Origin of the sequence: Demequina lutea (genome assembly GCF_013409005.1) — a bacterium.
Taxonomy (GTDB): domain Bacteria; phylum Actinomycetota; class Actinomycetes; order Actinomycetales; family Demequinaceae; genus Demequina; species Demequina lutea.
Genome location: NZ_JACBZO010000001.1, coordinates 749,292 through 771,678, shown reverse-complemented (window position 1 = coordinate 771,678; position 22,387 = coordinate 749,292). Strand labels below are relative to the sequence as shown.

Genomic DNA, 22,387 nt, shown 5'->3' with positions numbered 1-22,387 from the left:
GCTGTGTGGGCTACTTGGCGTCCTTGTCGGACTTCGGCTTGCCCATCGCCTTGAATTCGGAAGCTTCCTCGACCGCTGAGTCCATTGCAGAATCCTCTGCAACGGCCTCCTCGGCTGCGGCAGTCTCGTCGATGATCTCCTCGATGACGGACTCCTCCATGGGGTCGATCTCGAGAACCTCGGCCTTGGGGGCCTTGCCGGCCTTCTCAGCCTTGTCAGCCGTCTTGGGGGCCGACTTCTTGGTGGCCTTGGTGGCCTCCTTGACGACGCCCTTCTTGGCGGGGGTGCCGAACTCAACGAGTTCGATCACGGCCATGGGAGCGTTGTCGCCCTTGCGGGGGCTGATCTTGACGATGCGGGTGTAACCACCCTCACGATCGGCGAAGCCCGGGCCGATCTCGGTGAAGAGCGTGTGCACCACGCCCTTGTCCGAGATCATTCCCATGACACGACGACGCGTTGCGAGGTCGCCGCGCTTGGCAAAAGTCACCATACGCTCGGCGTACGGACGCAAGCGACGGGCGCGAGCCTCCGTGGTGGTGATGCGGCCGTGCTCGAAAAGAGACTGCGCCAGATTCGCCAGCATGTGGCGTTCGTGGGCAGGTCCTCCGCCGAGACGAGGGCCCTTGGTGGGGGTAGGCATGCTCTGTGATTCTCCTTGTTACTCGTCGCCGCCGGAGAAGTACACACCGGAAGCCGACGGGTCATATTCATGGCCGCCGTCCTTCAGGGTGAAGCCAAGCTCGATGAGCTTTTCCTTCACCTCGGTGATCGACTTCTGGCCGAAGTTGCGGATGTCCATGAGGTCCGTCTCGGAGCGAGCGGTGAGCTCGCCGACCGTGTGGATGCCCTCGCGCTTGAGGCAGTTGTACGAACGCTGCGTCAGGTTGAGGTCCTCGATGGGCATGTTGTAGTCCTCTTCGAGCGCCTCGTCCGTGTCGGACGGACCGATCTCGATACCCTCGGCGGCCTCATTGAGGCTACGAGCGAGCGAGAAGAGCTCGACCAGGGTCGAGCCGGCCGACGCGACCGCGTCGCGAGCGGAGATCGAAGACTTGGTTTCGACGTCAAGAATGAGTTCGTCGAAGTCGGTGCGCTGGGCCACGCGAGTGGCCTCAACCTTGTACGTCACCTTGAGCACGGGCGAGTAGATCGAGTCAACAGGGATCTGACCGATCTCGGCGTCGTAGCTCTTGTTGAGGGCGGCAGGCACGTAGCCACGACCACGCTCGACCGTGAGCTCGACCTCGAACTTGGCCTTCGAGTTGAGCGTTGCCACGTGAAGGTCGGGGTTGTGAATCTCCACGCCTGCAGGCGGGGCGATGTCGGCGGCGGTGACCGCTCCTGCACCCGACTTGCGCAGGTACATGATGACGGGCTCGTCGTGCTCCGAGGAGACCACAAGATTCTTGAGGTTCAGGAGGATCTCGGTGACATCCTCCTTGACACCCTCAATCGTCGTGAACTCGTGAAGAACACCCTCGAAACGCACGCTCGTCACGGCAGCGCCGGGAATCGACGAGAGCAGCGTACGACGCAGCGAGTTGCCAAGCGTGTAACCGAAGCCAGGCTCCAGCGGCTTGAGCGAGAACTGCGAGCGATTGTCCGAAATGACCTTCTCGGTCAAGGTGGGACGCTGTGCAATCAGCACTTTCTCTTCCTTTCCGAGCATCCACTATTTGATGCTCGATCCCGCCGGCTGTCCTTTCCGGCGAGTGTCAACGTCTGGTGTGGTGACGCACCGAGGTGCGTCGTGAACGCGGAAGCCGACCGCCGCGCGTGGACCGCGCGGCGGCGAATGGCTCTAGCCGCGGCGACGCTTGGGCGGACGGCAACCGTTGTGGGCCTGGGGAGTCACGTCCTTGATGGACGTCACCTCCATGCCCGCGGCGGTCAGTGAACGGATTGCGGTGTCGCGTCCCGAGCCGGGACCCTTCACGAAGACGTCGACCTTGCTCATGCCGGCCTCTTGGGCCTTGCGAGCAGCGGCCTCGGCTGCCATCTGAGCGGCGTAAGGGGTCGACTTGCGTGAACCCTTGAAACCCACCTGACCCGAAGACGACCATGACACCACGGCGCCCGAGGGGTCCGTGATCGAAATGATCGTGTTGTTGAAGGTCGACTTGATGTGCGCCTGACCGTGAGCGACGGTCTTCTTGATCTTCTTGCGCGGCTTGCGAACGGGTGCAGCCATGGCCTACTTCTTCCTTCCGGCAACGGTCTTCTTGGGTCCCTTGCGGGTACGCGCATTTGTCTTGGTGCGCTGACCGCGAACGGGCATGCCTTTGCGGTGACGCAGGCCTTGGTAGTTACCGATTTCGATCTTGCGGCGAATGTCGCCCGTCACCTCGCGGCGCAGGTCACCTTCGACCGTGAAGCTCGCCTGGATAAAGTCACGCAACGCAACGAGTTCCTCGTCGGTCGCGTCCTTCACGCGGGTGTCGGGGCTGACGCCAGTCGCAGCAAGAATCTGGTGCGAGCGAGTGCGTCCGATGCCGTAGATGTAGGTCAGGGCGATCTCCATGCGCTTTTCGCGCGGCAGATCGACTCCAACGAGTCTTGCCATGTGTACAACTCCGTGTGTATTCGGAGGTCTGACGCTCGGACTTCCCGCTCTGTGTAGTGCGGGCCCCGGCCTCCGAGCCGAGGGTTCCGGTTGCCCGGTGTCCAAACGTGGTCTGTCTTGTGCTGCTGTCTAGCCTTGACGCTGCTTGTGGCGCAGGTTCTCGCAGATGACCATTACACGGCCATTGCGGCGAATCACCTTGCACTTATCGCAGATGGGCTTGACGCTGGGCTTCACCTTCATGGTTAGTTTCCTTGGCTGACGCCGGCGAACCGACGGCGGCTTACTTGTAGCGGTAGACGATGCGCCCGCGGGACAGGTCATATGGGCTCAACTCCACCACTACGCGGTCCTCTGGGAGGATCCGGATGTAGTGCTGGCGCATCTTCCCTGAGATGTGGGCAAGCACGAGGTGACCGTTCGTCAGTTCCACACGGAACGACGCGTTCGGCAATGCCTCAACCACGCTGCCTTCAACCTCGATGACGCCGTCTTTCTTGGCCATGAACTCCGCTAACGTCGATTAATTGGATACGCAGGCGCGCAAAAACGCCCGACCGACGAGTTTACCCCATTGTCGGTGCACTCTCAACCGGCGCAGATGCCAGCACCGTTGCGCTCTAGCGGAAGGAGTTGCGCAGGCGCTGAACCGCGAGGTCCGCGATCGACTGATTGCGGTGATCTGCGAGGGCGCGCACCACCGAGGAGGGAGTACGCGCATTGCGCAATAGCGCCTCCAAAACGGCTACATCGTGATCGTGCCCCAAGGAAATCAACGCGCCGACGGGGCAATCCATGCGTGCCGCGACTGCGGCGCGAACGATGGCACTCTGATGGACCGCATACGGGAGAAGTTCGCCGCCCGTCACGCCAGGATCGACGGCACGCGCCACGTCGTCGGACGTACTCCGCGGAGAAGAGAGTCCCGTCATTGGTCGTCGTCTCCCTTCGCTGAGTCGCCCGATGCCCCCAAAGCATCGGTAATAGAGTAAGTCGGACTATTGCATGAGATCAACCGCGTGTGGAAAAACGGAGAAGTTGCCATTCCCGTGTCGGTCTCGCCGCAACTCGGCGCGAGCGCCCTGACGACCCTGACGTCCCTTTCCCTCGACAGGCGCGCAGACAAGGCCTCAGCCATCTGGGGTTTCCCGCCACTGCCGCACGCACGCCGCTGTCGCGCCGTGAATGCGCAAGCGGTAGCCAACGCCACGTCCCCGTCGCGGCGGGCGGTCTGCGGCCTTGTCTGGCCGTAGACGGCCACACCCTGAGCAATGGTCGCTACGCGATCTCGGTTATGGATCGTCACCGGCGGACCACGATAACGCGAGTGCCTTCGCGACGGTGCGCGACCGGAGCCTCAAGCACCACGACGGGGGCACTCGGATTGGGCGCGAGGGAGTTCATGCGGGGTGGGGCGAGGCTCCACGTTGGGCACCGGAAATGTGCTGCGCGAGACGCGAAAGCGTCCTACCGCCTGGGTAGTCGATATCTGCGCTGAACGCCCATCCGACGGGGTTTGGCACGCGTTCTGGCGGCATCTGGGCACGTTCACGCAACTCGGGGATGTGCGAATCGGGGTCCAGGACCACCGGGGCGACGGGCAAGTCACGACTTTCGAGTCGACGTATCGCCGCGTTACGCACATCCGCCCGCCGATGACTGGAGAGCTTCTGCGCCACCTCCCGTGGCGCGCTCGGGTTCGAGGCGAGCGCGAGAAGGACGCAATGGTGAGAGTCTGCGGCGAGGTGGTTCATGACCGAGATCGCGGCACGCGGATTGGCGGCAATCGCGGCACGCACTTCGTGGACATCGTCGTTCGACAGGGCCGCCTGCACGCCGAACGGAACGTCGTCCCTCCCTGCAACCACCTCACGAACTAAACCGCTTCGCGACTGCGCCAGCAACGCAATGTGCGTCCGGTGAAGGTCGTCACGCGCGGCATCGGCGAGCTCTTGCTGTGACTCCCTAGCGGTGGAAAGTCCCCTGACCATGGTGCTCCCTGATTGCGTCGAGGGCACAGGACTGAATTGCGTCGTGTAGAACCATCGACAAGACGGACGATCCACCGATTGCCCTCGCCGGCGGTTTATCCACTAGGGATACGCGTCGATGAGAACGTGCGCCAGTTCTCAGACTCATTTGTGAGAATCACCACAGGCCGCGCCGCGACGCACCTGGTATAAGAGCACATCGTGCCCCCGACTTGGGGGGCACCCTTATTTGGGGTCCTAGGGCGCGACGGGCACGATGCCGAAAGTTGCGAGCTCCGCCGCACCGCCGTCGCGAGCCGTCAACACCCAGATCCCGTCGTCGTGAACCGCAATGGAATGCTCCCAGTGAGCCGCTCGCGAGCCATCGGCAGAGACCACCGTCCAGTCGTCGTCAAGCAGGGTCGACTCAGGGGTGCCGATGACAAACATCGGCTCAATCGCGAGACACATTCCTGGCTTCACCTTGGGGTGACGTCCGCGCGTTCGGTAGTTGAGGACCTCGGGCGCCTGATGCATCGCCGTGCCGATCCCGTGACCCACGTAGCCGATGAGCGGGTGCACCTTCGCGTCGTCGGCAACGTCCTCAATTGCGCCAGACACCTCGTCGAGACGCCGAGCGGTCGCAAGCGCCGCAATCCCCGCCCACAGGGCCGCCTTGGTGCGTTCGACCAAGTGAGTGTCTTGGCCACCTCGGGGAGTGCCGGCGATGATCGAAAGTGCCGAGTCTCCGTGCCATCCTTCGACGATCGCCCCGCAGTCGATCGACACGATGTCGCCGTCCTGAATGACGCGTGGACCGGGGATGCCGTGGACGACCTCATCGTTGATCGAAATACAGGACACCGCTGGGAAGCCGTAGTAGCCCAAGAAGTTCGAGGTCGCGCCGGCGGCTGCTATCGCCCTCGCCGCGGCCGCATCCACCTGCGCCGTAGTTGCGCCGGGAACCGCTGCAGCTCGTGCCGCATCGAGGGCATCGGCTACGACGATGCCCGCGCGGGCCATGACCCGCATCTGGGGCCTGGTCTTGTACTCGACTCCGCGAGCCATGACTTACCGCGCGTCGAGCGCGGCGACGATGCGTTTCGTCACGTCGTCGACGTCGCCGATTCCGTCAACACGTACCAGCACGCCACGACTGTCGTAGAACGCAGTCACGGGGGCCGTCGACTCGGCATATATCTCGAGCCGCGTGCGGATGACGTCTTCCGTGTCGTCTACGCGGCCCTCGAGCCGAGCGCGATTGAGCAGGCGCCTTGTCACCTCATCGGTGTCGGCAGTAATCTCGAGCACCGTATCAAGTTCGACGCCAAGTTCCGCGAGCATCGCGTCGAGTTCGACGGCCTGCTCTGGGTTGCGAGGGTACCCGTCGAGAAGGAAACCCGCTGCAACGTCATCGTGCCCCAGCCGGTCCTTGACCATGGCGTTGGTGACCTCGTCGGGCACCAGGGCGCCCACGGACATGTACTCTTGCGCCTTCTTGCCCAGAGGCGTCTCACCCTTGACGTTGGTGCGGAAGATGTCCCCCGTCGAGATCGCGGGAATGGAGAACTCCTCCGCAAGCCGGGCGGCCTGTGTTCCCTTTCCTGCTCCGGGGGGGCCTACAAGCACCAGACGCATTACCTCAAGAACCCTTCGTACCTGCGTTGCTCCAGCTGCGCCTGAATCCGCTTCACGGTGTCAAGACCGACACCCACGAGGATCAGGATCGTCGTGGCGCCCAAGGGGATTGACGTGCTGAGTCCCAAGAACGTCAAAGCAAGCGTAGGAATCAACGCCACGATCGCCAAGTAGACCGAACCGGCCGCGGTGATGCGTGACAGCACGTAGTCGAGGTAATCGGCGGTGGGCTTGCCTGGGCGAATACCTGGCACGAATCCGCCGTACTTCTTCATGTTGTCGGCCACTTCGGTGGGATCGAAGGTGATGGCCGTGTAGAAGTAGGCGAAGAAGACGATCAGGAGAATGTAGAGCGCCATGTGCATCGGCGCGGCAGAATTCGTGAGGTTGTTCTGGATCCAGATCACAAACTTCGAGGGATTTTTACCCGCGAACTGGACGATGACGTAAGGCAACTGCAACAGCGACGAGGCGAAGATCACGGGGATCACGCCAGCCATGTTGATCTTGAGCGGGATGTAAGTCGACGATCCGCCAAGCATCTTGCGGCCGACCATGCGCTTCGCATACTGCACGGGAATGCGCCGTTGCGATTGCTCGACGTAGACCACTGCCGCGATCACGGCAAACACGACGAGCAGGATCACCACGGTGTTGCGCACGTGGTCCGAGCTGTGCCAGATGGTCCTCATCGCAGTCGGGAACGAGGACGCGACCGACGTGAAGATCAACAGCGACATGCCATTGCCGATGCCGCGCTCGGTGATTCGCTCACCAAGCCACATGATCAAGACCGTGCCCGCGGTCATGGTCAAGACCATCACGGAGATGACGTTCCAGGAAGTGTTGGGGATGATCGGCTCGTTACAACCGGGGAAGAACACTCCGTTGCGAGCCATCGTGACGTAGGAAGCCGACTGGATCGCCGCAAACCCGACGGTGATGTAACGCGTGTATTGCGTCAGCTTGGCCTGGCCGTCAGCGCCTTCCTTCTGGAGGGCCTCGAAGCGAGGGATGAGCACGCGCAATAGCTGCACCATGATTGATGCAGTGATGTACGGCATGATGCCCAGCGCGAAGACCGACAGGTGCAGGAGCGCGCCGCCCGAGAACAGATTCAGGATCTGCAACGGACCACCAGTCGTGCTCGACTGGTTATCTATGCACGACTGCACGTTGGCGAACTTGACGCCAGGGGTCGGGATAGCAACACCCAGGCGGTAGATCGCGAGGATCCCGAGGGTGAACAAGAGCTTCTTGCGCAAGTCCGGCGTGCGGAATGCACTCAAAAAGCCTGCAAGCATGAATCCTCCGATGAAGCTGGCGCGGCGGGTCCGCGACTGCGCGAACCCGCCACGAGCCTAGCCTTCGTTGACGGTACCGCCGGCCGCCTCGATCTTGGTCTTCGCGCTACGCGAAACCGCATCGGCGTCGACAAGGGTCACCTTGACGGCGATGTCGCCATCACCGAGCACCTTGACGGGCAGGTTGTTGCGAACGGCACCCTTGGCAATCAGGTCTGCCTTGGTGATCTTGCCGCCCTTGGGGAAGAGCGCCTCGAGCTGGTCGAGGTTCACTACCTGGTAGCGAACTTTGAACGGGCTACGGAAGCCGCGGAGCTTGGGGATTCGCATGTGCAGGGGCGTCTGACCGCCCTCGAACGCGATGGGCACTTGGTAGCGTGCGCCGGTTCCCTTGGTACCGCGACCAGCCGTCTTGCCCTTACGTCCACCCTCACCACGACCCACACGGATCTTGGTCTTGTGTGAACCAGGGGCGGGACGCAGGTGGTGCATCTTCAGCGTCGTCACCTTGGGCTCCTCTGCGGCGGCCTTGGCCTTCGCAGCAGGTGCTTTTTCGGCAGCGGGAGCCTTCGCAGCAGGTGCCTTTTCGGCAGCGGGAGCCTTCGCAGCAGGTGCCTTTTCGGCAGCGGGAGCCTTCGCAGCAGCCTTGGCGGGAGCCTTCTCAGCAACAGCCGTAGCGGGAGCCTTGTCAGCAGGAGCCTTGTCAGCAGCAGCCTTGGCCGCAGCCTTAGCAGGAGCAGCCTTGGCAGCAACCTTGGCGGGAGCCTTCTCAGCAACAGCCTTGGCAGCAGGCTTCTTGGCGGGCGCCTTGGCGGCGTCCTTCTTTTCCTCGGCCATTACTCGACCTCCTCCACGGTCACCAAGTGGCGAACCGCATTGACCATTCCGCGAATCTCGGGACGGTCTTCCTTCACGACAATGTCATTGACACGCTTGAGTCCCAGCGACCTTAGGGTCTCGCGGTGCTGCGGCTTGGTGCCGATTTCTGAACGCTTCTGCGTCACCTTCAGACGAGCCATTACTTCACCCCGGCTGCCTGAGCGCGCAACAGAGCTGCGGGCGCCACGTCCTCGACCGGAAGTCCGCGGCGAGCCGCGACGGCCTGGGGCTGCTCAAGACGCTTCAACGCATCCACTGTGGCGTGGACGATGTTGATGGCGTTCGAGGAGCCAAGAGACTTGGTGAGCACGTCGTGGATTCCGGCGCATTCGAGCACCGCACGCACCGGACCACCGGCGATCACACCGGTACCAGGCGACGCGGGGCGCAAAAACACGACACCGGCAGCTGCCTCACCCTGAACGGCGTGAGGAATGGTGCCCTGGATGCGTGGCACGCGGAAGAAGGAACGCTTGGCCTCTTCGACTCCCTTTGCGATAGCCGAGGGAACCTCCTTGGCCTTGCCGTATCCGACGCCGACGTTACCTTCTCCGTCGCCAACGACCACGAGAGCGGTGAAGCTAAAGCGACGACCACCCTTCACGACCTTGGAGACGCGGTTGATCGTGACGACGCGCTCGATGAACTTGTTGTCCGGCTCATTGCCACGACGATTGTTGTCGCGGCGGCCGCTGTTGTTATCAGCCATATGTATCAGTCCTTTACGTCCCGGCTACAGGGCCAGGCCGCCCTCTCGGGCGCCATCGGCCACCGCCGCAACGCGACCGTGGTACTGGTTGCCGCCGCGGTCGAACACGACCGCCTCGACACCGGCTGCCTTCGCGCGCTCGGCGACCAACTGGCCCACCTTGGTTGCCTTGGCGGTCTTGTCACCCTTGAGTGCACGCAGATCAGCCTCGAGGGTCGACGCCGACACGATGGTCTTACCCAGCGTGTCATCGACGACCTGAGCCACCATGTGGCGCGCGGAACGCGTCACCACAAGGCGGGGCCTGGCTGCGGTCCCTGAGATCTTCTTGCGCAGACGGAAGTGACGACGCTCGCGCGCAATCGCCTTGCCCTTGCCCTTGATCGAGATACCCATTACTTCTTACCCGTCTTTCCGGCCTTGCGACGAACGACCTCGCCTGCATAGCGGACGCCCTTGCCCTTGTACGGCTCAGGCTTACGAATCTTGCGAATGTTGGCGGCTACTTCACCCACCTGCTGCTTGTCGATACCGGCCACCGAAAACTTGGTGGGCGACTCGACAGCGAAGGCGATGCCTTCAGGTGCCGTCACGAACACGGGGTGTGAGAAGCCGAGGGCGAACTCGAGGCCCGCCTCCTTGAGCGCGACGCGGTAACCCGTGCCGACGATCTCAAGCTTCTTCTCGTAACCCTCCGTCACACCGGTGACCATGTTGGCCACAAGCGTGCGCGTCAGGCCGTGCAGCGACTTGCTGATGCGCTCGTCGTTGGGACGCTTCACCTCAATGGTGCCGTCGCCCTTCTCCACTTCGATCGGGGATGCCACGTTGTGCGTGAGGGTGCCCTTGGGGCCCTTCACGGTGACCGCGGCACCGTCGATCGAGACGTCCACTCCGGCGGGAACCGGAACGGGAATCTTTCCAATGCGAGACATTGCAGTGTTCTCCTTTCCCGGTTACCAGACCCAGGCGACGACTTCGCCGCCCACGCCCTTCTTTTCGGCCTCACGGTCTGTCAGCAGCCCGGAGGAGGTGGACAAGATTGCCACTCCAAGGCCACCAAGGACCTTGGGGAGGTTGGTCGACTTTGCGTAAACGCGCAGTCCGGGCTTCGAGATGCGGCGAATGCCTGCGAGGGCACGCGAGCGGTCCGGACCAAACTTTAGGGTGAGCGTCAAGGTCTTGCCCACCGCGGCGTCAGCCACGGACGAGCCGACGATGTAGCCCTGTTCCTCAAGAATCTTGGCGATGTTCGCCTTGATCTTCGAGTGCGGCATTGACACCTTGTCATGGTGCGCCGTATTGGCGTTACGCAGACGCGTGAGCATGTCTGCGATCGGGTCAGTCATTGTCATGAGTGAGTCACTCTTCCTCGCCGTGGTTTCCGCATGGGACCTGCGACGTAGTGGTTTACCAGCTGCTCTTGGTGATGCCCGGGAGCTCACCGCGGTGAGCCATGTCGCGGAAGCACACGCGGCACAGGCCGAACTTGCGGTACACGGAGTGCGGACGTCCGCACTTCTGGCACCTGGTGTAGGCGCGAACGGCAAACTTCTGCTTGCTTGCCGCCTTCACCTTGAGAGAGGTCTTCGCCATCGCTACTTCTCCTTGAAGGGGAAGCCCAGCTGCTTGAGCAGCGAGCGACCCTCGTCGTCGGTGGTGGCGGTGGTCACAACTGTGATGTCCATACCGCGCACTCGGTCAATCCTGTCCTGGTCGATCTCGTGGAACATCGACTGCTCCGTGAGGCCGAAGGTGTAGTTGCCACGCCCGTCAAACTGCTTGGGGCTGAGGCCACGGAAGTCGCGGATGCGAGGCAACGCCGTCGACAGAAGCCTGTCGAGGAACTCCCACATGCGGTCACCGCGAAGCGTGACGTGAGCACCAATGTTCTGGCCCTCGCGCAACTTGAACTGCGCGATGGACTTCCTGGCCTTGGTGACCTGCGGCTTCTGGCCGGTAATCGCGATGAGGTCCTTGATGGCACCCTCGATGAGCTTCGAGTCCTTGGCGGCCTCGCCAACGCCCATGTTCACGACGACCTTAACGAGGCCGGGAACCTGCATGATGTTGTCGTAGCCAAACTCAGTGTTCAGCGTCGCGACAATCTCGGAACGGTACCGCGCCTTGAGGCGGGGCATGGTGACGGTTTCGGTCGCCATCAGTCGATGTCCTTACCCGAGCGCTTGGCAACACGCACGCGCTTGGTGCGCATACGGCCGTCTTGCTCGACCTGCTCCGCGCGGTATCCCACGCGGGTGCCCTTCTTGGTGTCCGGGTCAACCAACATCACGTTTGACATGTGCAGCGGCGCTTCGACGGTGACAATGCCACCCTCCATGTTGTCGCGACGCGTGCCAGGCTTGACGTGGCGCTGGACCCGGTTGATGCCTTCGACCACAATGCGCTCGGAGTCGGTGATGACCTCCAGCACGCGGCCCTGCTGGCCGCGGTCTCCGCCAGCGATGACGACAACGAGGTCGCCCTTTTTGATCTTCGCCATGTGACTAGATCACCTCCGGTGCGAGCGACACGATCTTCATGAACTTCCTGTCGCGCAGTTCACGCCCCACCGGGCCAAAGATGCGCGTACCGCGGGGGTCCGTGTCCTTGCCCTTCAGGATGACTGCTGCGTTCTCGTCGAACTTGATGTACGAACCGTCGATGCGACGCGTCTCTTTCACGGTGCGGACGATGACGGCCTTGACGACCTCGCCCTTCTTGACGTTTCCGCCAGGAATGGCATCCTTCACCGTGGCGACGATGACGTCACCAATGCCGGCGTAGCGACGGTGCGATCCACCGAGCACGCGGATGCACAAAATCTCCTTGGCACCCGTGTTATCGGCGACACGCAGTCGCGACTCCTGCTGAATCATTGTTTCTCTCCTGTCGTCTGGTTCTCGCCGCCTCTAAAGCGACGAGCCTGGTCGAACGTTGGTTACTTGGCCTTCTCGAGGATCTCCACCAGGCGCCAGCGCTTGGACGCTGACAACGGGCGGGTCTCCATCACGAGGACGAGGTCGCCGATGCCGGCAGTGTTCTCCTCGTCGTGGACCTTGATCTTGGACGAGCGACGCAAGACCTTGCCGTAGAGCGCGTGCTTGACGCGGTCCTCGACTTCGATCGTGATGGTCTTATCCATCTTGTCGCTGGTGACGTAGCCGCGACGCGTCTTACGCTGCGCGCGGTGGTCGACGGTGGCCGTCGTGTGCTTCTTGGTCGCCATATTTCTAACCCTTACTTACGACTTCGCCGCGGGAGCGGTACGGATGCCGAGCTCGCGCTCGCGAAGGATCGTGTAGATCCTGGCGATGTCGCGCTTGACTGCCTTGAGTCGGCCGTGGTTTTCGAGCTGGCCGGTGGCGGACTGGAAACGAAGGTTGAACAACTCAGCCTTCGCCTTCTTGAGCTCCTCTGCGAGGCGCTCATCCTCCATGGCGTCCAACTCGGGCGGCATAAGGCCCTGGGTACCGATGGTCATGAGTTGCCACCACCTTCACGAACGATGAAGCGAGTCTTCATGGGGAGCTTGTGCTGTGCGCGGCTCATGGCCTCGCGTGCGAGCTCCTCGGGGACACCCGCGATTTCGAAGAGAACACGACCCGGCTTCACGTTGGCGATCCACCACTCGGGTGAACCCTTACCGGAACCCATGCGCACTTCGGCGGGCTTCTTGGTGAGCGGGCGGTCGGGGTAGATGTTGATCCACACCTTTCCGCCACGCTTGACGTGACGCGTCATGGCAATACGAGCTGCCTCGATCTGACGGTTGGTCACGTACGCGGGAGTAACGGCCTGGATCCCGTAGTCACCGAACGAGATCTCGGTACCGCCCGTAGACGCACCGGAACGACCAGGGTGGTGCTGCTTACGGTGCTTGACTCGACGAGGAATGAGCATGACTAGCCTTCCTTCCCTGCCTCGGCCACGGGGGCCGCGGGTGCTTCGACAGCAGCAACGGGTGCGGCCTCCGGCTGAGCCGCGCGGGGAGCGTCGTCACGACGCGGTCCACGCGAACCACCACGGTCGGCGCCGCGGTCGGGACGATCGCCCCGGCCACGCTGAGGAGCACGAGGAGCCTTGGCCTGCTCGGCCGCCCACTCCTTCTCCGTCATGTCGCCCTTGTAGATCCAAACCTTGACACCGATCTGGCCGAACGTCGTCTTGGCCTCGAAGAAGCCGTAGTCGATGTTGGCGCGGAGCGTGTGCAACGGCACACGGCCTTCGCGGTAGAACTCGGAGCGCGACATCTCGGCGCCACCAAGGCGGCCCGAGCACTGCACGCGGATGCCCTTAGCACCACCGCGAAGCGCGGACTGGATGCCCTTGCGCATCGCGCGGCGGAAGGCAACACGCGAAGCGAGCTGCTCCGCGATGCCCTGTGCGACGAGCTGCGAGTCGATTTCGGCGTTCTTGACCTCGAGAATGTTGAGCTGAACCTGCTTGCCGGTCAACTTCTCGAGCGAGGAACGAAGCTTGTCAGCCTCGGCGCCACGACGACCAATGACGATCCCAGGACGCGCGGTGTGAAGGTCGACGCGAACACGCTCACGCGTGCGTTCGATCTCGACCTTGGAAACGCCTGCGCGCTCCAGGTCCTTCTTCATCATTTCGCGAATCTTGACATCTTCGCCAACGTAGTCGCGGTAACGCTCCCCGACCTTGGTCGAGTCTGCGAACCAGTGCGAACGGTGGTCGGTAGTGATGCCCAGGCGGTAGCCGTGAGGGTGAACCTTCTGACCCATTACTTGGCCCCTTCCTTGACTCGAGTGCCCACGGTCACAGTGATGTGGCTCGTGCGCTTGAGGATCTGATTGGCGCGGCCCTGCGCACGCGGACGGATCCGCTTCATCGTGGGGCCTTCGTCAACCATGATCGACGTGATGACGAGCTCGCGCTCATCAAAGCGTTCGCCGGCCTTGTCGGCCTGAACCCGCGCGTTGGCAACGGCCGATGCGACGAGCTTGCGCACGTCGGTGGCCACTGCCTGAGGCTGGAACTTGAGCGAGGCAATTGCCTCGACCGCGTTCTGACCGCGCACGAGGTTCACCACGCGGCGGGCCTTCTGGGCGGTCACGCGGAGATACCGCGTCTGCGCCTTGGCTTCCATGTTGATGTACTCCTGTGATCTCTGGGCGCGCCTTAGCGGCGGCCCTTGCGGTCGTCCTTGACGTGGCTACGGAACGTGCGCGTAGGCGCGAATTCGCCGAGCTTGTGCCCAACCATCGCCTCGGTGACGAACACCGGGACGTGCTTGCGGCCGTCGTGCACGGCAAACGTGTGACCAAGGAAGTCCGGCGTGATAACACTCCGGCGCGACCAGGTCTTGATAACGGTCTTGGTACCCGCGACGTTCTGAACGTCCACCTTCTTCTGGAGGTGGCCATCCACAAAGGGGCCCTTCTTCAAACTGCGAGGCATGATCCAGTGGCTCCTTAGCGCTTGTTCTTGCCGGAACGACGGCGACGAACAATGAGCTTGTCGCTTTCCTTGTTGGCCCTACGGGTACGACCCTCAGGCTTGCCCCACGGGCTGACGGGGTGACGTCCACCGGACGTCTTGCCCTCGCCACCACCGTGCGGGTGGTCCACGGGGTTCATGACGACACCACGGACGGTCGGGCGCTTGCCCTTCCAGCGCATGCGGCCGGCCTTACCCCAGTTGATGTTGGACTGCTCGGCGTTACCCACCTCGCCGACCGTTGCGCGGCAGCGCACGTCGACGTTGCGGATTTCACCGGAAGGCATACGCAACTGGGCGTAGGGGCCATCCTTAGCAACCAGTTGAACCTTTGCACCTGCCGAACGCGCAATCCGGGCGCCGCCACCAGGGCGAAGCTCGATCGCGTGAATGACCGTACCGGTCGGGATGTTGCGCAAAGGAAGAGCGTTGCCGGCCTTGATGTCGGCGTTGGGACCGGCCTCCACCACGTCACCCTGCGACAGCTTGTCGGGGGCGATGATGTACCGCTTCTCGCCGTCTGCATAGTGCAGAAGCGCGATGCGAGCGGTCCGGTTGGGGTCGTACTCGATGTGAGCGACCTTCGCGGGGATGCCGTCCTTGTCGTGACGACGGAAGTCGATCACGCGGTAGGCACGCTTGTGTCCGCCACCCTGGTGACGAGTGGTGATGCGACCGGTGTTGTTGCGTCCACCCTTCTTGGTCAGGGGGCGAACGAGCGACTTCTCAGGCGTCGAACGGGTTACCTCGACGAAGTCGGCGACAGACGAGCCACGACGGCCCGGGGTCGTCGGCTTGTACTTGCGAATAGCCATGGTTCCTGTTCCTTACCTAGCTGGCCTGGCCGCTGAAGATGTCAATGGCCTCGTCACCGGCAACGGTGATGATGGCGCGCTTGACGTCCTTGCGCTTGCCAAGGCCGAAACGCGTCTTGCGCGTCTTGCCCTTGCGGTTGATCGTGTTCACAGACGTGACCTTGACGCCGAAGATCTTCTCGACGGCAATCTTGATCTCGGTCTTGTTGGAACGGGGGTCCACCTCGAAGGTGTACTTGCCCTGGTCCATCAGTCCGTAGCTCTTCTCAGAGACAACCGGCTTGATCAAGATGTCGCGGGGGTCCTTGCCCAGTGCGGTCATATTAGTTCTCCTCCGCCGCGGCCGAAGCCTCGGTCTCGGTGGCGACGGCCTTGACCGACGCACCCTTAACCGGGCCCGCGAGGAACGCCGCGAGGGCGTCCGCCGTGAAGACGACGTCGTCGTGAATGAGGACGTCGTAGGTGTTGAGCTGGTCAACGGCGATCACGTGGACGGCCGATGCGTTGCGCAGCGACTTCCAGGCGACCTCGTCGGAGCGCGTAAGCACCACGAGCGCCGAACGGCCATTGGTGACAAGACCGAGTGCGGTCATGGCATCTCTGGTCGAGGGGGCGCCTGCCGCCACGAGCGAAGAGACGACGTGAACGCGGTTGGCGCGAGCCCTGTCGGACAAGGCACCGCGCAGGGCGGCGGCCTTCATCTTCTTGGGGGTGCGCTGCGAGTAGTCGCGAGGCTGCGGTCCGTGGACCACGCCACCGCCGGTCATCTGAGGAGCGCGGCTGGAGCCCTGACGAGCGCGACCGGTGCCCTTCTGCTTGAACGGCTTCTTACCACCACCGGACACCATGCCACGCGTCTTGGTCGCGTGGGTGCCCTGGCGAGCGGCGGCGCGCTGGGCGACGACGACCTGGTGCATCAAAGGAATGTTTGCGGTCACGTCAAAGACGTTGCCGGGCAGGTCGGCGGTGCCGGCCTTCTTGCCCTTGGCGTCGACGACGTCGACAGTCAGCGTGTCAGCCATGCTCTCACGCACCCTTCACAGCGGAACGGATCAACACGACGCCGCCCTTGTTGCCGGGAACCGCACCCTTAACAAGGATGAGGCCCTTCTCGAGGTTGACGGCCTGGACGCGGAGGTTCTGAACCGTCGTGCGGTCGCTACCCATCCGGCCTGCCATCTTGATGCCCTTGAAGACACGCGACGGCGTCGAAGCGCCACCGATCGAGCCGGGCTTGCGGTGGTTACGGTGGGCACCGTGGGAGGCGCCGACGCCGTGGAAGCCGTGACGCTTCATCACACCCGCGAAGCCCTTTCCCTTGCTGGTGCCCGTCACGTCGACCAACTGGCCGGCCTCGAAGGCATCGGCCGCGATCTCTTGGCCCAGCGTGAACTCGGAAGCGTTCGCGGTGCGGACCTCGGCGACGTGGCGGCGAGGCGTGACGCCTGCAGCCTCGAAGTGGCCCTTGAGCGGGTTGGTGACCTTACGGGGGTCAATGGCGCCGAAGGCGAGCTGGATGGCTGCATAGCCATCCTTCTCGACATTGCGCACCTGGGTGACGACGTTGGTGTCGACCTGGACGACGGTGACGGGGACAACCCGACCCTGCTCGTCCCACACCTGGGTCATACCCAGCTTCGTACCCAGCAACGCGGAAACCGCGCGCGGAGCAGTGGAAGTCGTGTTCATGGTGAATGAGTCCTAACGGCCTTTAGAGCTTGATCTCGATGTTGACGTCCGCGGGGAGGTCGAGGCGCATGAGCGAATCGACTGCCTTGGGCGTCGGGTCCACGATGTCGATGAGGCGCTTGTGTGTGCGCATCTCGAAGTGCTCGCGGGAGTCCTTGTACTTGTGGGGCGAACGAATGACGACAAACACGTTCTTCTCGGTAGGCAGCGGGACGGGTCCCACTACCGAAGCACCGGCGCGCGTGACCGTTTCAACGATCTTGCGGGCCGAAGAGTCGATCACCTCGTGGTCGTAGCTCTTCAGCCTGATGCGGATCTTCTGTCCCGCCATGGCGTGGTTCTGCCTTTTCTCTCGTACAGCTATGGTCATCCACCGACCCCCGCGCTCGGGCGTGTCGCACAAGTACGGCACGCGTGCGCCCAGACGGTTTCTCGTGGGAGGCGGTGAGTTGGTTGGCTGCCCTATAACAGGCAACCGCACTAGTGTGCCAGATCTGTCCGCCACATGCAAAGTGGCCAGCCCTTGGGCCTCCCGGCACGACATCAGCGTGCTACGCCGATCCTACTTCGTGCCACCGGAGGCTCCATCTTACCGTCGTGTTGCCGATGGCAAAGGCGCCCTGCAGCGCCTTCAGGCACGTCCCAGGGCGCCACCAGCACGGACCACCGGCATGCCAACGGAAGCCGGGCCACCACGGGGAACGACGAAGGCCCCCGGCACGAGCCGGGGGCCTTCGTGTGCAGCAGTTGCTAAGAACGCAGCTGCGTTTAACTACTTGATGATCTTGGTGACGGTGCCCGAACCAACGGTGCGGCCACCTTCGCGGATCGCGAAGCCCTGTCCCTCTTCGAGGGCGATGGGCTGAATCAGCTCGACCGACATCTCGGTGGTGTCGCCTGGCATGACCATCTCGGTGCCCTCGGGCAGCGTGATGACGCCGGTGACGTCCGTGGTGCGGATGTAGAACTGCGGCCGGTAGTTCGAGTAGAACGGGTTGTGACGCCCACCCTCGTCCTTGTTGAGGATGTAGCACTTGCCCTCAAAGTTGGTGTGAGGGGTGGTGGTGCCGGGGGCAACCACAACCTGGCCACGCTCGACGTCCTCGCGCTTGGTGCCACGAAGCAGCAGGCCCGTGTTGTCTCCGGCCTGGCACTCGTCCATCGACTTGTGGAACGTCTCGATGCCGGTGACCGTGGTCTTCTGAGGTGCACGAATGCCGAGGATCTCGACCTCCGAGTTGATCTTCAGGCGACCGCGCTCGACCTTGCCGGTAACGACGGTTCCACGACCGGTGATCGTGAAGACGTCCTCGATGGGCATGAGGAAGGGCTTGTCGAGATCACGGACGGGCTCGGGGATGTTGTTGTCCACCGCGTCCATGAGCTCTTCGATCTTCGCAACCCACACGGGGTCACCCTCAAGCGCCTTGAGCGCCGACACGCGCACCACGGGTGCGTTGTCGCCGTCGAAGCCCTGATTGGAGAGGAGTTCGCGAACTTCCATCTCCACGAGATCGAGGATTTCCTCGTCGTCAACCATGTCGACCTTGTTAAGGGCGACCATGAGGTACGGCACGCCGACCTGCTTGGCGAGGAGCACGTGCTCACGCGTCTGCGCCATGGGGCCGTCGGTCGCGGCGACCACGAGGATCGCGCCGTCCATCTGGGCGGCACCGGTGATCATGTTCTTGATGTAGTCCGCGTGGCCGGGGGCGTCGACGTGTGCGTAGTGACGCTTCTCGGTCTGGTACTCGATGTGCGCGATGTTGATCGTGATGCCGCGCTCGCGCTCTTCGGGGGCCTTGTCGATGTCCGCGAAGTTCGTGAGCGGGTTGATGGTGGGGTACTTGTCGTGCAGCACCTTCGAGATGGCGGCCGTCAGCGTCGTCTTGCCATGGTCGACGTGACCAATGGTGCCGACGTTGACGTGGGGCTTGTTGCGCTCAAACTTGGCCTTAGCCATGCTGGCTTCCTCCTGTGATGATGAGACTCGGGTAGTGAATAAGATACGCGCTTTGGCCGGGGCCTTCGCCGGGTTCGTCTTCCCTACTGGTCGTTATTGTTTCTGGTTTTCAACCGGTGGGACTACTCGCCCCGGGTCTTGGCAATGATTTCCTCGGCAACGTTACGAGGCACCTCGGCATAGCTGTCAAATGTCATCGAGTACACGGCACGGCCCTGGGTACGAGACCGCAGGTCGCCCACGTAGCCGAACATCTCCGACAACGGCACCAAAGAGTCAATGACCTTCACGCCGACGGCATCCGTCATGGAACGGATCTGGCCGCGACGCGAGTTGAGGTCGCCGATGACGTCGCCCATGTAGTCCTCGGGCGTACGAACCTCGACGGCCATGATGGGCTCGAGAAGTGCGGGGTCCGCCTTACGCGCGGCCTCCTTGAACACCATCGACCCAGCGATCTTGAACGCCATCTCCGAGGAGTCGACGTCGTGGTAGGCGCCATCGGTCAGAGTGGCCTTGATGCCCACCATCGGGAAGCCCGCGAGAATGCCGAGCTGCATGGCGTCCTGGATGCCCGCATCGACCGACGGGATGTACTCCCTCGGCACGCGACCACCCGTGACACCGTTGACAAACTCGTACTGAAGCTCGGAACCGGCTTCCAGCGGCTCAAGGTTGATCTGCACCTTGGCGAACTGACCAGAACCACCGGTCTGCTTCTTGTGCGTGTAGTCGTACTTCATGACGGCGCGGCGAATCGTCTCGCGGTACGCCACCTGGGGCTTGCCCACGTTGGCGTCGACCTTGAACTCGCGCTTCATGCGGTCCACGATGATGTCGAGGTGAAGCTCGCCCATACCGGAGATGATGGTCTGGCCGGAGTCGATGTCGAGGCGCACGCGGAACGTGGGGTCCTCTTCAGCCAACTTCTGGATGGCGAGCGACATCTTCTCTTGGTCGCCCTTGGTCTTGGGCTCGACGGCCACGTGAATCACGGGCTCGGGGAACGTCATCGACTCCAGCACCACAGGGTGCTGAGCGTCGCACAGGGTGTCACCCGTGGTGGTGTCCTTGAGACCAATCACCGCGTAGATGTGACCCGCGGTGACCGAGTCGACCGGGTTCTCCTTGTTGGCGTGCATCTGGAAAATCTTCCCGATGCGCTCCTTCTTGTCCTTGGTGGCGTTCAACATCGCGGCACCCGAATCGGCGTGGCCGGAGTACACGCGAATGTACGTCAGGCGACCGAAGAACGGGTGCGTCATGATCTTGAACGCAAGGGCCGAGAACGGCTCCGACGCGTCAGCGTGGCGCTCGACGACGGTGTCCACGTCACCGAGGGCGTGACCCTCGATCGCGGGCATGTCGGTCGGGCACGGAAGGTAGTCGACGACCGCGTCGAGCATCGGCTGGACGCCGCGGTTCTTGAACGCGGAGCCACAGAGCACCGGATACAGCTCCGAGCCGAGCACCATCTTGCGGATGCCCTTCTTGATCTCGGCAACCGTGAGTTCTTCGCCGCCGAGGAACTTCTCAAGAAGCTCGTCACTCGCATCCGCCACTGCCTCGACCAGTTCCAGGCGGTACGCCTTGGCCTTTTCCAACATGTCGGCAGGGATCTCTTCGATCTCGTACTTGGCTCCGAGCGTCACGTCGCCCTTGGAGTCGCCGGGCCACACGAGCGCGCGCATCTCGATGAGGTCCACGACGCCGACGAAGTCGCCCTCGGAACCGATCGGCAGTTGAATGACGAGCGGCTTCGCGCCGAGGCGCTTCTTGATGGTCTCGACCGTGAAGTAGAAGTCGGCGCCGATCTTGTCCATCTTGTTGACGAAGCAGATGCGGGGCACGTTGTACTTGTCGGCCTGACGCCAGACGGTCTCGGACTGGGGCTCTACGCCCTCCTTGCCGTCGAAGACGGCGACGGCACCGTCAAGGATGCGCAGGTTGCGCTCGACCTCGACCGTGAAGTCAACGTGTCCGGGGGTGTCGATGATGTTCAGCTGGACGTTGTCCCAGAAGCACGTCGTCGCCGCAGACGTAATGGTGATGCCGCGCTCTTGCTCCTGCGCCATCCAGTCCATCGTGGCCGCACCGTCGTGAACTTCACCGATCTTGTACGTGATACCCGTGTAGAACAGGATCCGCTCGGTGGTGGTGGTCTTGCCCGCATCGATGTGAGCCATGATGCCGAAGTTACGAACCTTACTCAGGTCCGTGAGCACGTCCTGTGCCACGAGTGGGTCTCCCTTAAGTCTTTGTTTGAGGCGTCGAACGCGGCGGCGACTACCAGCGGTAGTGCGCGAACGCCTTGTTCGACTCGGCCATCTTGTGCATGTCCTCGCGGCGCTTCACAGCGGCACCAAGGCCGTTGGACGCGTCGAGGAGTTCGTTCATGAGGCGCTCGGTCATCGTGTTCTCGCGGCGCTTGCGCGAGAAGTCGACGAGCCAGCGCAGCGACAGCGTGGTGGCGCGGACGGGGCGGACATCGACGGGCACCTGGTAGGTGGCTCCACCGACGCGACGCGAGCGGACCTCGAGCGCGGGGCGCACGTTGTCCATGGCGCGCTTGAGCACGGCCACGGGGTCCTGGCCGCTCTTCTCCTTGACGCCTTCGAGAGCGCCGTAGACGATCGCTTCCGCGACCGAGCGCTTGCCGTCGAGCAACACCTTGTTGATGAGCTGGGTGACGACGGGAGCGCCGTACACCGGGTCAATGACGATTGGGCGCTTTGGCGCCGGTCCCTTGCGAGGCATTACTTCTTCTTCTCCATCTTCGCGCCATAACGGCTGCGAGCCTGCTTGCGGTTCTTCACGCCCTGGGTGTCGAGCGAGCCGCGCACGATCTTGTAACGCACGCCGGGAAGGTCCTTCACGCGACCGCCACGCACGAGCACGATCGAGTGCTCCTGCAGGTTGTGGCCCTCGCCGGGAATGTATGCCGTGACCTCGATGCCAGACGACAAGCGCACACGAGCCACCTTGCGCAGAGCCGAGTTCGGCTTCTTGGGCGTGGTGGTGTAGACGCGCGTGCAAACGCCGCGACGCTGAGGGCTGCCCTTGAGGGCAGGAGTCTTGGTCTTGGACGCCTTGGGGGTCCTCCCCTTGCGCACCAACTGCTGAATCGTAGGCACTACTTCTCCGTCTGTAGATACTGAACGCTGATCGTGTCGTCGGCCCGACCCCCGCGCCCGGGCGTGTCGCACCTGATGGGTGGTGCCTCCGGAAAGGCACACAAGAGGGCCCGACGACGCGGGCACGAGCATCTACGATACCCGGCGGCACGCCTCCAGTCAAAGCGGAACGACCCGTGCTAGCAGCCGCCGCCGAGATCGCGGCACAACTACACCATCATAGTCGTCTTCGCGCGATCTCTGTCGCCCCCTTGCGC

General features: G+C 62.9%; 35 protein-coding genes and 1 pseudogene. All 36 read right to left on the bottom strand.

The window, feature by feature from the left end; all coding sequences use genetic code 11:
• Positions 1–10 precede the first annotated feature (10 nt).
• Positions 11–643: a 50S ribosomal protein L17 gene (gene rplQ, locus BKA03_RS03820; RefSeq protein ID WP_062074573.1), complete on the bottom strand. Its 633-nt coding sequence runs from the start codon at positions 641–643 to the stop codon at positions 11–13.
• An 18-nt stretch (positions 644–661) separates the two neighbouring features.
• Positions 662–1,651, bottom strand: coding sequence for a DNA-directed RNA polymerase subunit alpha (locus tag BKA03_RS03815; protein WP_062074695.1), 990 nt, complete (start codon positions 1,649–1,651; stop codon positions 662–664).
• Positions 1,652–1,804: 153 nt separating this feature from the next.
• Positions 1,805–2,194, bottom strand: a complete 390-nt coding sequence (rpsK, locus tag BKA03_RS03810; protein ID WP_062074574.1) for a 30S ribosomal protein S11 — start codon at positions 2,192–2,194, stop codon at positions 1,805–1,807.
• A gap of 3 nt (positions 2,195–2,197) precedes the next feature.
• A complete protein-coding gene (rpsM, locus tag BKA03_RS03805) occupies positions 2,198–2,566 on the bottom strand; it encodes a 30S ribosomal protein S13 (protein ID WP_062074575.1) in 369 nt (122 codons plus the stop codon).
• Between the two features lie 129 nt (positions 2,567–2,695).
• Positions 2,696–2,809, bottom strand: a complete 114-nt coding sequence (rpmJ, locus tag BKA03_RS03800) for a 50S ribosomal protein L36 (RefSeq protein ID WP_062069916.1) — start codon at positions 2,807–2,809, stop codon at positions 2,696–2,698.
• 40 nt (positions 2,810–2,849) lie between these two features.
• Positions 2,850–3,071 carry a translation initiation factor IF-1 gene (gene infA, locus BKA03_RS03795; RefSeq protein WP_061963594.1) on the bottom strand — a complete coding sequence of 74 codons (222 nt, stop codon included), beginning with the start codon at positions 3,069–3,071 and terminating at the stop codon, positions 2,850–2,852.
• A gap of 115 nt (positions 3,072–3,186) precedes the next feature.
• Entirely contained in the window at positions 3,187–3,498 is a 312-nt protein-coding gene (locus BKA03_RS03790) for a hypothetical protein (protein WP_062074576.1), read from the bottom strand.
• Positions 3,499–3,966: 468 nt separating this feature from the next.
• Positions 3,967–4,557, bottom strand: coding sequence for a hypothetical protein (locus tag BKA03_RS03785; protein WP_062074577.1), 591 nt, complete (start codon positions 4,555–4,557; stop codon positions 3,967–3,969).
• 237 nt (positions 4,558–4,794) lie between these two features.
• Positions 4,795–5,604 (bottom strand): type I methionyl aminopeptidase, encoded by an 810-nt coding sequence (map, locus tag BKA03_RS03780; RefSeq protein ID WP_062074578.1) that lies wholly within the window; start codon positions 5,602–5,604, stop codon positions 4,795–4,797.
• 3 nt (positions 5,605–5,607) lie between these two features.
• Complete coding sequence (locus BKA03_RS03775) at positions 5,608–6,174, bottom strand: adenylate kinase (RefSeq protein WP_179397691.1); 567 nt, start codon at positions 6,172–6,174, stop codon at positions 5,608–5,610.
• On the bottom strand, positions 6,174–7,478 hold the full coding sequence (gene secY, locus BKA03_RS03770) for a preprotein translocase subunit SecY (RefSeq protein WP_062074579.1): 1,305 nt from the start codon (positions 7,476–7,478) through the stop codon (positions 6,174–6,176). The genes BKA03_RS03775 and secY overlap by 1 nt, the downstream gene beginning before the upstream one ends.
• A 57-nt stretch (positions 7,479–7,535) precedes the next feature.
• The gene (gene rplO, locus BKA03_RS03765) at positions 7,536–8,315 is read right to left on the bottom strand and encodes a 50S ribosomal protein L15 (RefSeq protein WP_083971347.1); all 780 of its coding nucleotides are present in this window, start codon (positions 8,313–8,315) and stop codon (positions 7,536–7,538) included.
• Positions 8,315–8,497: a 50S ribosomal protein L30 gene (gene rpmD / locus BKA03_RS03760; RefSeq protein WP_062074580.1), complete on the bottom strand. Its 183-nt coding sequence runs from the start codon at positions 8,495–8,497 to the stop codon at positions 8,315–8,317. The genes rplO and rpmD overlap by 1 nt, the downstream gene beginning before the upstream one ends.
• Complete coding sequence (gene rpsE, locus BKA03_RS03755; protein ID WP_062074581.1) at positions 8,497–9,066, bottom strand: 30S ribosomal protein S5; 570 nt, start codon at positions 9,064–9,066, stop codon at positions 8,497–8,499. Before rpsE ends, rpmD begins: the two co-directional genes overlap by 1 nt.
• Before the next feature lie 24 nt (positions 9,067–9,090).
• Complete coding sequence (gene rplR / locus BKA03_RS03750) at positions 9,091–9,462, bottom strand: 50S ribosomal protein L18 (RefSeq protein WP_062074582.1); 372 nt, start codon at positions 9,460–9,462, stop codon at positions 9,091–9,093.
• Positions 9,462–10,001 carry a 50S ribosomal protein L6 gene (gene rplF / locus BKA03_RS03745; RefSeq protein ID WP_062074583.1) on the bottom strand — a complete coding sequence of 180 codons (540 nt, stop codon included), beginning with the start codon at positions 9,999–10,001 and terminating at the stop codon, positions 9,462–9,464. The genes rplR and rplF overlap by 1 nt, the downstream gene beginning before the upstream one ends.
• A gap of 21 nt (positions 10,002–10,022) precedes the next feature.
• A complete protein-coding gene (gene rpsH / locus BKA03_RS03740; RefSeq protein WP_062074584.1) occupies positions 10,023–10,421 on the bottom strand; it encodes a 30S ribosomal protein S8 in 399 nt (132 codons plus the stop codon).
• A gap of 55 nt (positions 10,422–10,476) precedes the next feature.
• Positions 10,477–10,662: a type Z 30S ribosomal protein S14 gene (locus BKA03_RS03735; protein WP_062074585.1), complete on the bottom strand. Its 186-nt coding sequence runs from the start codon at positions 10,660–10,662 to the stop codon at positions 10,477–10,479.
• A gap of 2 nt (positions 10,663–10,664) precedes the next feature.
• On the bottom strand, positions 10,665–11,228 hold the full coding sequence (rplE, locus tag BKA03_RS03730; RefSeq protein WP_062074586.1) for a 50S ribosomal protein L5: 564 nt from the start codon (positions 11,226–11,228) through the stop codon (positions 10,665–10,667).
• Positions 11,228–11,569 (bottom strand): 50S ribosomal protein L24, encoded by a 342-nt coding sequence (rplX, locus tag BKA03_RS03725; protein WP_062074587.1) that lies wholly within the window; start codon positions 11,567–11,569, stop codon positions 11,228–11,230. Before rplX ends, rplE begins: the two co-directional genes overlap by 1 nt.
• Before the next feature lie 4 nt (positions 11,570–11,573).
• Positions 11,574–11,945, bottom strand: coding sequence for a 50S ribosomal protein L14 (gene rplN, locus BKA03_RS03720; RefSeq protein ID WP_062074588.1), 372 nt, complete (start codon positions 11,943–11,945; stop codon positions 11,574–11,576).
• Between the two features lie 62 nt (positions 11,946–12,007).
• Positions 12,008–12,295 (bottom strand): 30S ribosomal protein S17, encoded by a 288-nt coding sequence (rpsQ, locus tag BKA03_RS03715; RefSeq protein WP_062074589.1) that lies wholly within the window; start codon positions 12,293–12,295, stop codon positions 12,008–12,010.
• Between the two features lie 27 nt (positions 12,296–12,322).
• Positions 12,323–12,550 (bottom strand): annotated as a pseudogene (rpmC, locus tag BKA03_RS03710) (50S ribosomal protein L29); the annotation flags it as partial.
• Positions 12,547–12,969, bottom strand: coding sequence for a 50S ribosomal protein L16 (rplP, locus tag BKA03_RS03705; protein WP_062074591.1), 423 nt, complete (start codon positions 12,967–12,969; stop codon positions 12,547–12,549). The pseudogene rpmC and the gene rplP, both read right to left, overlap by 4 nt.
• A gap of 2 nt (positions 12,970–12,971) precedes the next feature.
• Positions 12,972–13,814: a 30S ribosomal protein S3 gene (gene rpsC, locus BKA03_RS03700; RefSeq protein WP_062074592.1), complete on the bottom strand. Its 843-nt coding sequence runs from the start codon at positions 13,812–13,814 to the stop codon at positions 12,972–12,974.
• Entirely contained in the window at positions 13,814–14,179 is a 366-nt protein-coding gene (rplV, locus tag BKA03_RS03695) for a 50S ribosomal protein L22 (RefSeq protein WP_062074593.1), read from the bottom strand. Before rplV ends, rpsC begins: the two co-directional genes overlap by 1 nt.
• A gap of 32 nt (positions 14,180–14,211) precedes the next feature.
• Positions 14,212–14,490 (bottom strand): 30S ribosomal protein S19, encoded by a 279-nt coding sequence (gene rpsS, locus BKA03_RS03690; protein ID WP_062074594.1) that lies wholly within the window; start codon positions 14,488–14,490, stop codon positions 14,212–14,214.
• Positions 14,491–14,504: 14 nt separating this feature from the next.
• The gene (gene rplB, locus BKA03_RS03685; RefSeq protein ID WP_062074595.1) at positions 14,505–15,344 is read right to left on the bottom strand and encodes a 50S ribosomal protein L2; all 840 of its coding nucleotides are present in this window, start codon (positions 15,342–15,344) and stop codon (positions 14,505–14,507) included.
• A gap of 16 nt (positions 15,345–15,360) precedes the next feature.
• Positions 15,361–15,666, bottom strand: a complete 306-nt coding sequence (gene rplW, locus BKA03_RS03680) for a 50S ribosomal protein L23 (RefSeq protein WP_062074596.1) — start codon at positions 15,664–15,666, stop codon at positions 15,361–15,363.
• 1 nt (position 15,667) lies between these two features.
• Complete coding sequence (gene rplD, locus BKA03_RS03675) at positions 15,668–16,366, bottom strand: 50S ribosomal protein L4 (RefSeq protein WP_062074597.1); 699 nt, start codon at positions 16,364–16,366, stop codon at positions 15,668–15,670.
• Positions 16,367–16,370: 4 nt separating this feature from the next.
• The gene (gene rplC, locus BKA03_RS03670) at positions 16,371–17,033 is read right to left on the bottom strand and encodes a 50S ribosomal protein L3 (RefSeq protein ID WP_062074598.1); all 663 of its coding nucleotides are present in this window, start codon (positions 17,031–17,033) and stop codon (positions 16,371–16,373) included.
• Between the two features lie 22 nt (positions 17,034–17,055).
• A complete protein-coding gene (gene rpsJ / locus BKA03_RS03665; protein WP_062074599.1) occupies positions 17,056–17,364 on the bottom strand; it encodes a 30S ribosomal protein S10 in 309 nt (102 codons plus the stop codon).
• A gap of 441 nt (positions 17,365–17,805) precedes the next feature.
• Positions 17,806–18,996, bottom strand: coding sequence for an elongation factor Tu (tuf, locus tag BKA03_RS03660; protein WP_062074600.1), 1,191 nt, complete (start codon positions 18,994–18,996; stop codon positions 17,806–17,808).
• Between the two features lie 122 nt (positions 18,997–19,118).
• A complete protein-coding gene (fusA, locus tag BKA03_RS03655) occupies positions 19,119–21,233 on the bottom strand; it encodes an elongation factor G (RefSeq protein ID WP_062074601.1) in 2,115 nt (704 codons plus the stop codon).
• Between the two features lie 49 nt (positions 21,234–21,282).
• Positions 21,283–21,753 carry a 30S ribosomal protein S7 gene (gene rpsG, locus BKA03_RS03650; RefSeq protein ID WP_062074602.1) on the bottom strand — a complete coding sequence of 157 codons (471 nt, stop codon included), beginning with the start codon at positions 21,751–21,753 and terminating at the stop codon, positions 21,283–21,285.
• Positions 21,753–22,130: a 30S ribosomal protein S12 gene (gene rpsL / locus BKA03_RS03645; protein WP_062074603.1), complete on the bottom strand. Its 378-nt coding sequence runs from the start codon at positions 22,128–22,130 to the stop codon at positions 21,753–21,755. The genes rpsG and rpsL overlap by 1 nt, the downstream gene beginning before the upstream one ends.
• Positions 22,131–22,387: the final 257 nt, after the last annotated feature.

Bases quoted from the DNA above. Each gene is read 5' to 3' on its own strand.
- rpsJ (WP_062074599.1), bottom strand. From the start codon at position 17,364: ATGGCGGGACAGAAGATCCGCATCAGGCTGAAGAGCTACGACCACGAG.
- rpsQ (WP_062074589.1), bottom strand. From the start codon at position 12,295: ATGGCGACCAAGAAGCACACGACGGCCACCGTCGACCACCGCGCGCAG.
- rplC (WP_062074598.1), bottom strand. From the start codon at position 17,033: ATGAACACGACTTCCACTGCTCCGCGCGCGGTTTCCGCGTTGCTGGGT.
- rpmJ (WP_062069916.1), bottom strand. From the start codon at position 2,809: ATGAAGGTGAAGCCCAGCGTCAAGCCCATCTGCGATAAGTGCAAGGTG.
- rpmD (WP_062074580.1), bottom strand. From the start codon at position 8,497: ATGGCTCGTCTGAAGGTGACGCAGAAGCGTTCAGAAATCGGCACCAAG.
- BKA03_RS03775 (WP_179397691.1), bottom strand. From the start codon at position 6,174: ATGCGTCTGGTGCTTGTAGGCCCCCCCGGAGCAGGAAAGGGAACACAG.
- map (WP_062074578.1), bottom strand. From the start codon at position 5,604: ATGGCTCGCGGAGTCGAGTACAAGACCAGGCCCCAGATGCGGGTCATG.
- rplR (WP_062074582.1), bottom strand. From the start codon at position 9,462: ATGGGTATCTCGATCAAGGGCAAGGGCAAGGCGATTGCGCGCGAGCGT.
- rplO (WP_083971347.1), bottom strand. From the start codon at position 8,315: ATGGCCGAGGAAAAGAAGGACGCCGCCAAGGCGCCCGCCAAGAAGCCT.
- rpsS (WP_062074594.1), bottom strand. From the start codon at position 14,490: ATGCCTCGCAGTTTGAAGAAGGGCCCCTTTGTGGATGGCCACCTCCAG.
- tuf (WP_062074600.1), bottom strand. From the start codon at position 18,996: ATGGCTAAGGCCAAGTTTGAGCGCAACAAGCCCCACGTCAACGTCGGC.
- rplQ (WP_062074573.1), bottom strand. From the start codon at position 643: ATGCCTACCCCCACCAAGGGCCCTCGTCTCGGCGGAGGACCTGCCCAC.
- rplX (WP_062074587.1), bottom strand. From the start codon at position 11,569: ATGGCGAAGATCAAAAAGGGCGACCTCGTTGTCGTCATCGCTGGCGGA.
- rpsC (WP_062074592.1), bottom strand. From the start codon at position 13,814: ATGGGTCAGAAGGTTCACCCTCACGGCTACCGCCTGGGCATCACTACC.
- rpsH (WP_062074584.1), bottom strand. From the start codon at position 10,421: ATGACAATGACTGACCCGATCGCAGACATGCTCACGCGTCTGCGTAAC.
- BKA03_RS03785 (WP_062074577.1), bottom strand. From the start codon at position 4,557: ATGGTCAGGGGACTTTCCACCGCTAGGGAGTCACAGCAAGAGCTCGCC.
- rplW (WP_062074596.1), bottom strand. From the start codon at position 15,666: ATGACCGCACTGGGCAAGGACCCCCGCGACATCTTGATCAAGCCGGTT.
- infA (WP_061963594.1), bottom strand. From the start codon at position 3,071: ATGGCCAAGAAAGACGGCGTCATCGAGGTTGAAGGCAGCGTGGTTGAG.
- rplP (WP_062074591.1), bottom strand. From the start codon at position 12,969: ATGCTCATTCCTCGTCGAGTCAAGCACCGTAAGCAGCACCACCCTGGT.
- rplN (WP_062074588.1), bottom strand. From the start codon at position 11,945: ATGATTCAGCAGGAGTCGCGACTGCGTGTCGCCGATAACACGGGTGCC.
- rpsK (WP_062074574.1), bottom strand. From the start codon at position 2,194: ATGGCTGCACCCGTTCGCAAGCCGCGCAAGAAGATCAAGAAGACCGTC.
- BKA03_RS03735 (WP_062074585.1), bottom strand. From the start codon at position 10,662: ATGGCGAAGACCTCTCTCAAGGTGAAGGCGGCAAGCAAGCAGAAGTTT.
- rpsG (WP_062074602.1), bottom strand. From the start codon at position 21,753: ATGCCTCGCAAGGGACCGGCGCCAAAGCGCCCAATCGTCATTGACCCG.
- rplV (WP_062074593.1), bottom strand. From the start codon at position 14,179: ATGGAAGCCAAGGCGCAGACGCGGTATCTCCGCGTGACCGCCCAGAAG.
- rplD (WP_062074597.1), bottom strand. From the start codon at position 16,366: ATGGCTGACACGCTGACTGTCGACGTCGTCGACGCCAAGGGCAAGAAG.
- rplE (WP_062074586.1), bottom strand. From the start codon at position 11,228: ATGGCGACCGAAACCGTCACCATGCCCCGCCTCAAGGCGCGGTACCGT.
- rpsE (WP_062074581.1), bottom strand. From the start codon at position 9,066: ATGGCTGATAACAACAGCGGCCGCCGCGACAACAATCGTCGTGGCAAT.
- rplB (WP_062074595.1), bottom strand. From the start codon at position 15,344: ATGGCTATTCGCAAGTACAAGCCGACGACCCCGGGCCGTCGTGGCTCG.
- rplF (WP_062074583.1), bottom strand. From the start codon at position 10,001: ATGTCTCGCATTGGAAAGATTCCCGTTCCGGTTCCCGCCGGAGTGGAC.
- secY (WP_062074579.1), bottom strand. From the start codon at position 7,478: ATGCTTGCAGGCTTTTTGAGTGCATTCCGCACGCCGGACTTGCGCAAG.
- BKA03_RS03790 (WP_062074576.1), bottom strand. From the start codon at position 3,498: ATGACGGGACTCTCTTCTCCGCGGAGTACGTCCGACGACGTGGCGCGT.
- rpsM (WP_062074575.1), bottom strand. From the start codon at position 2,566: ATGGCAAGACTCGTTGGAGTCGATCTGCCGCGCGAAAAGCGCATGGAG.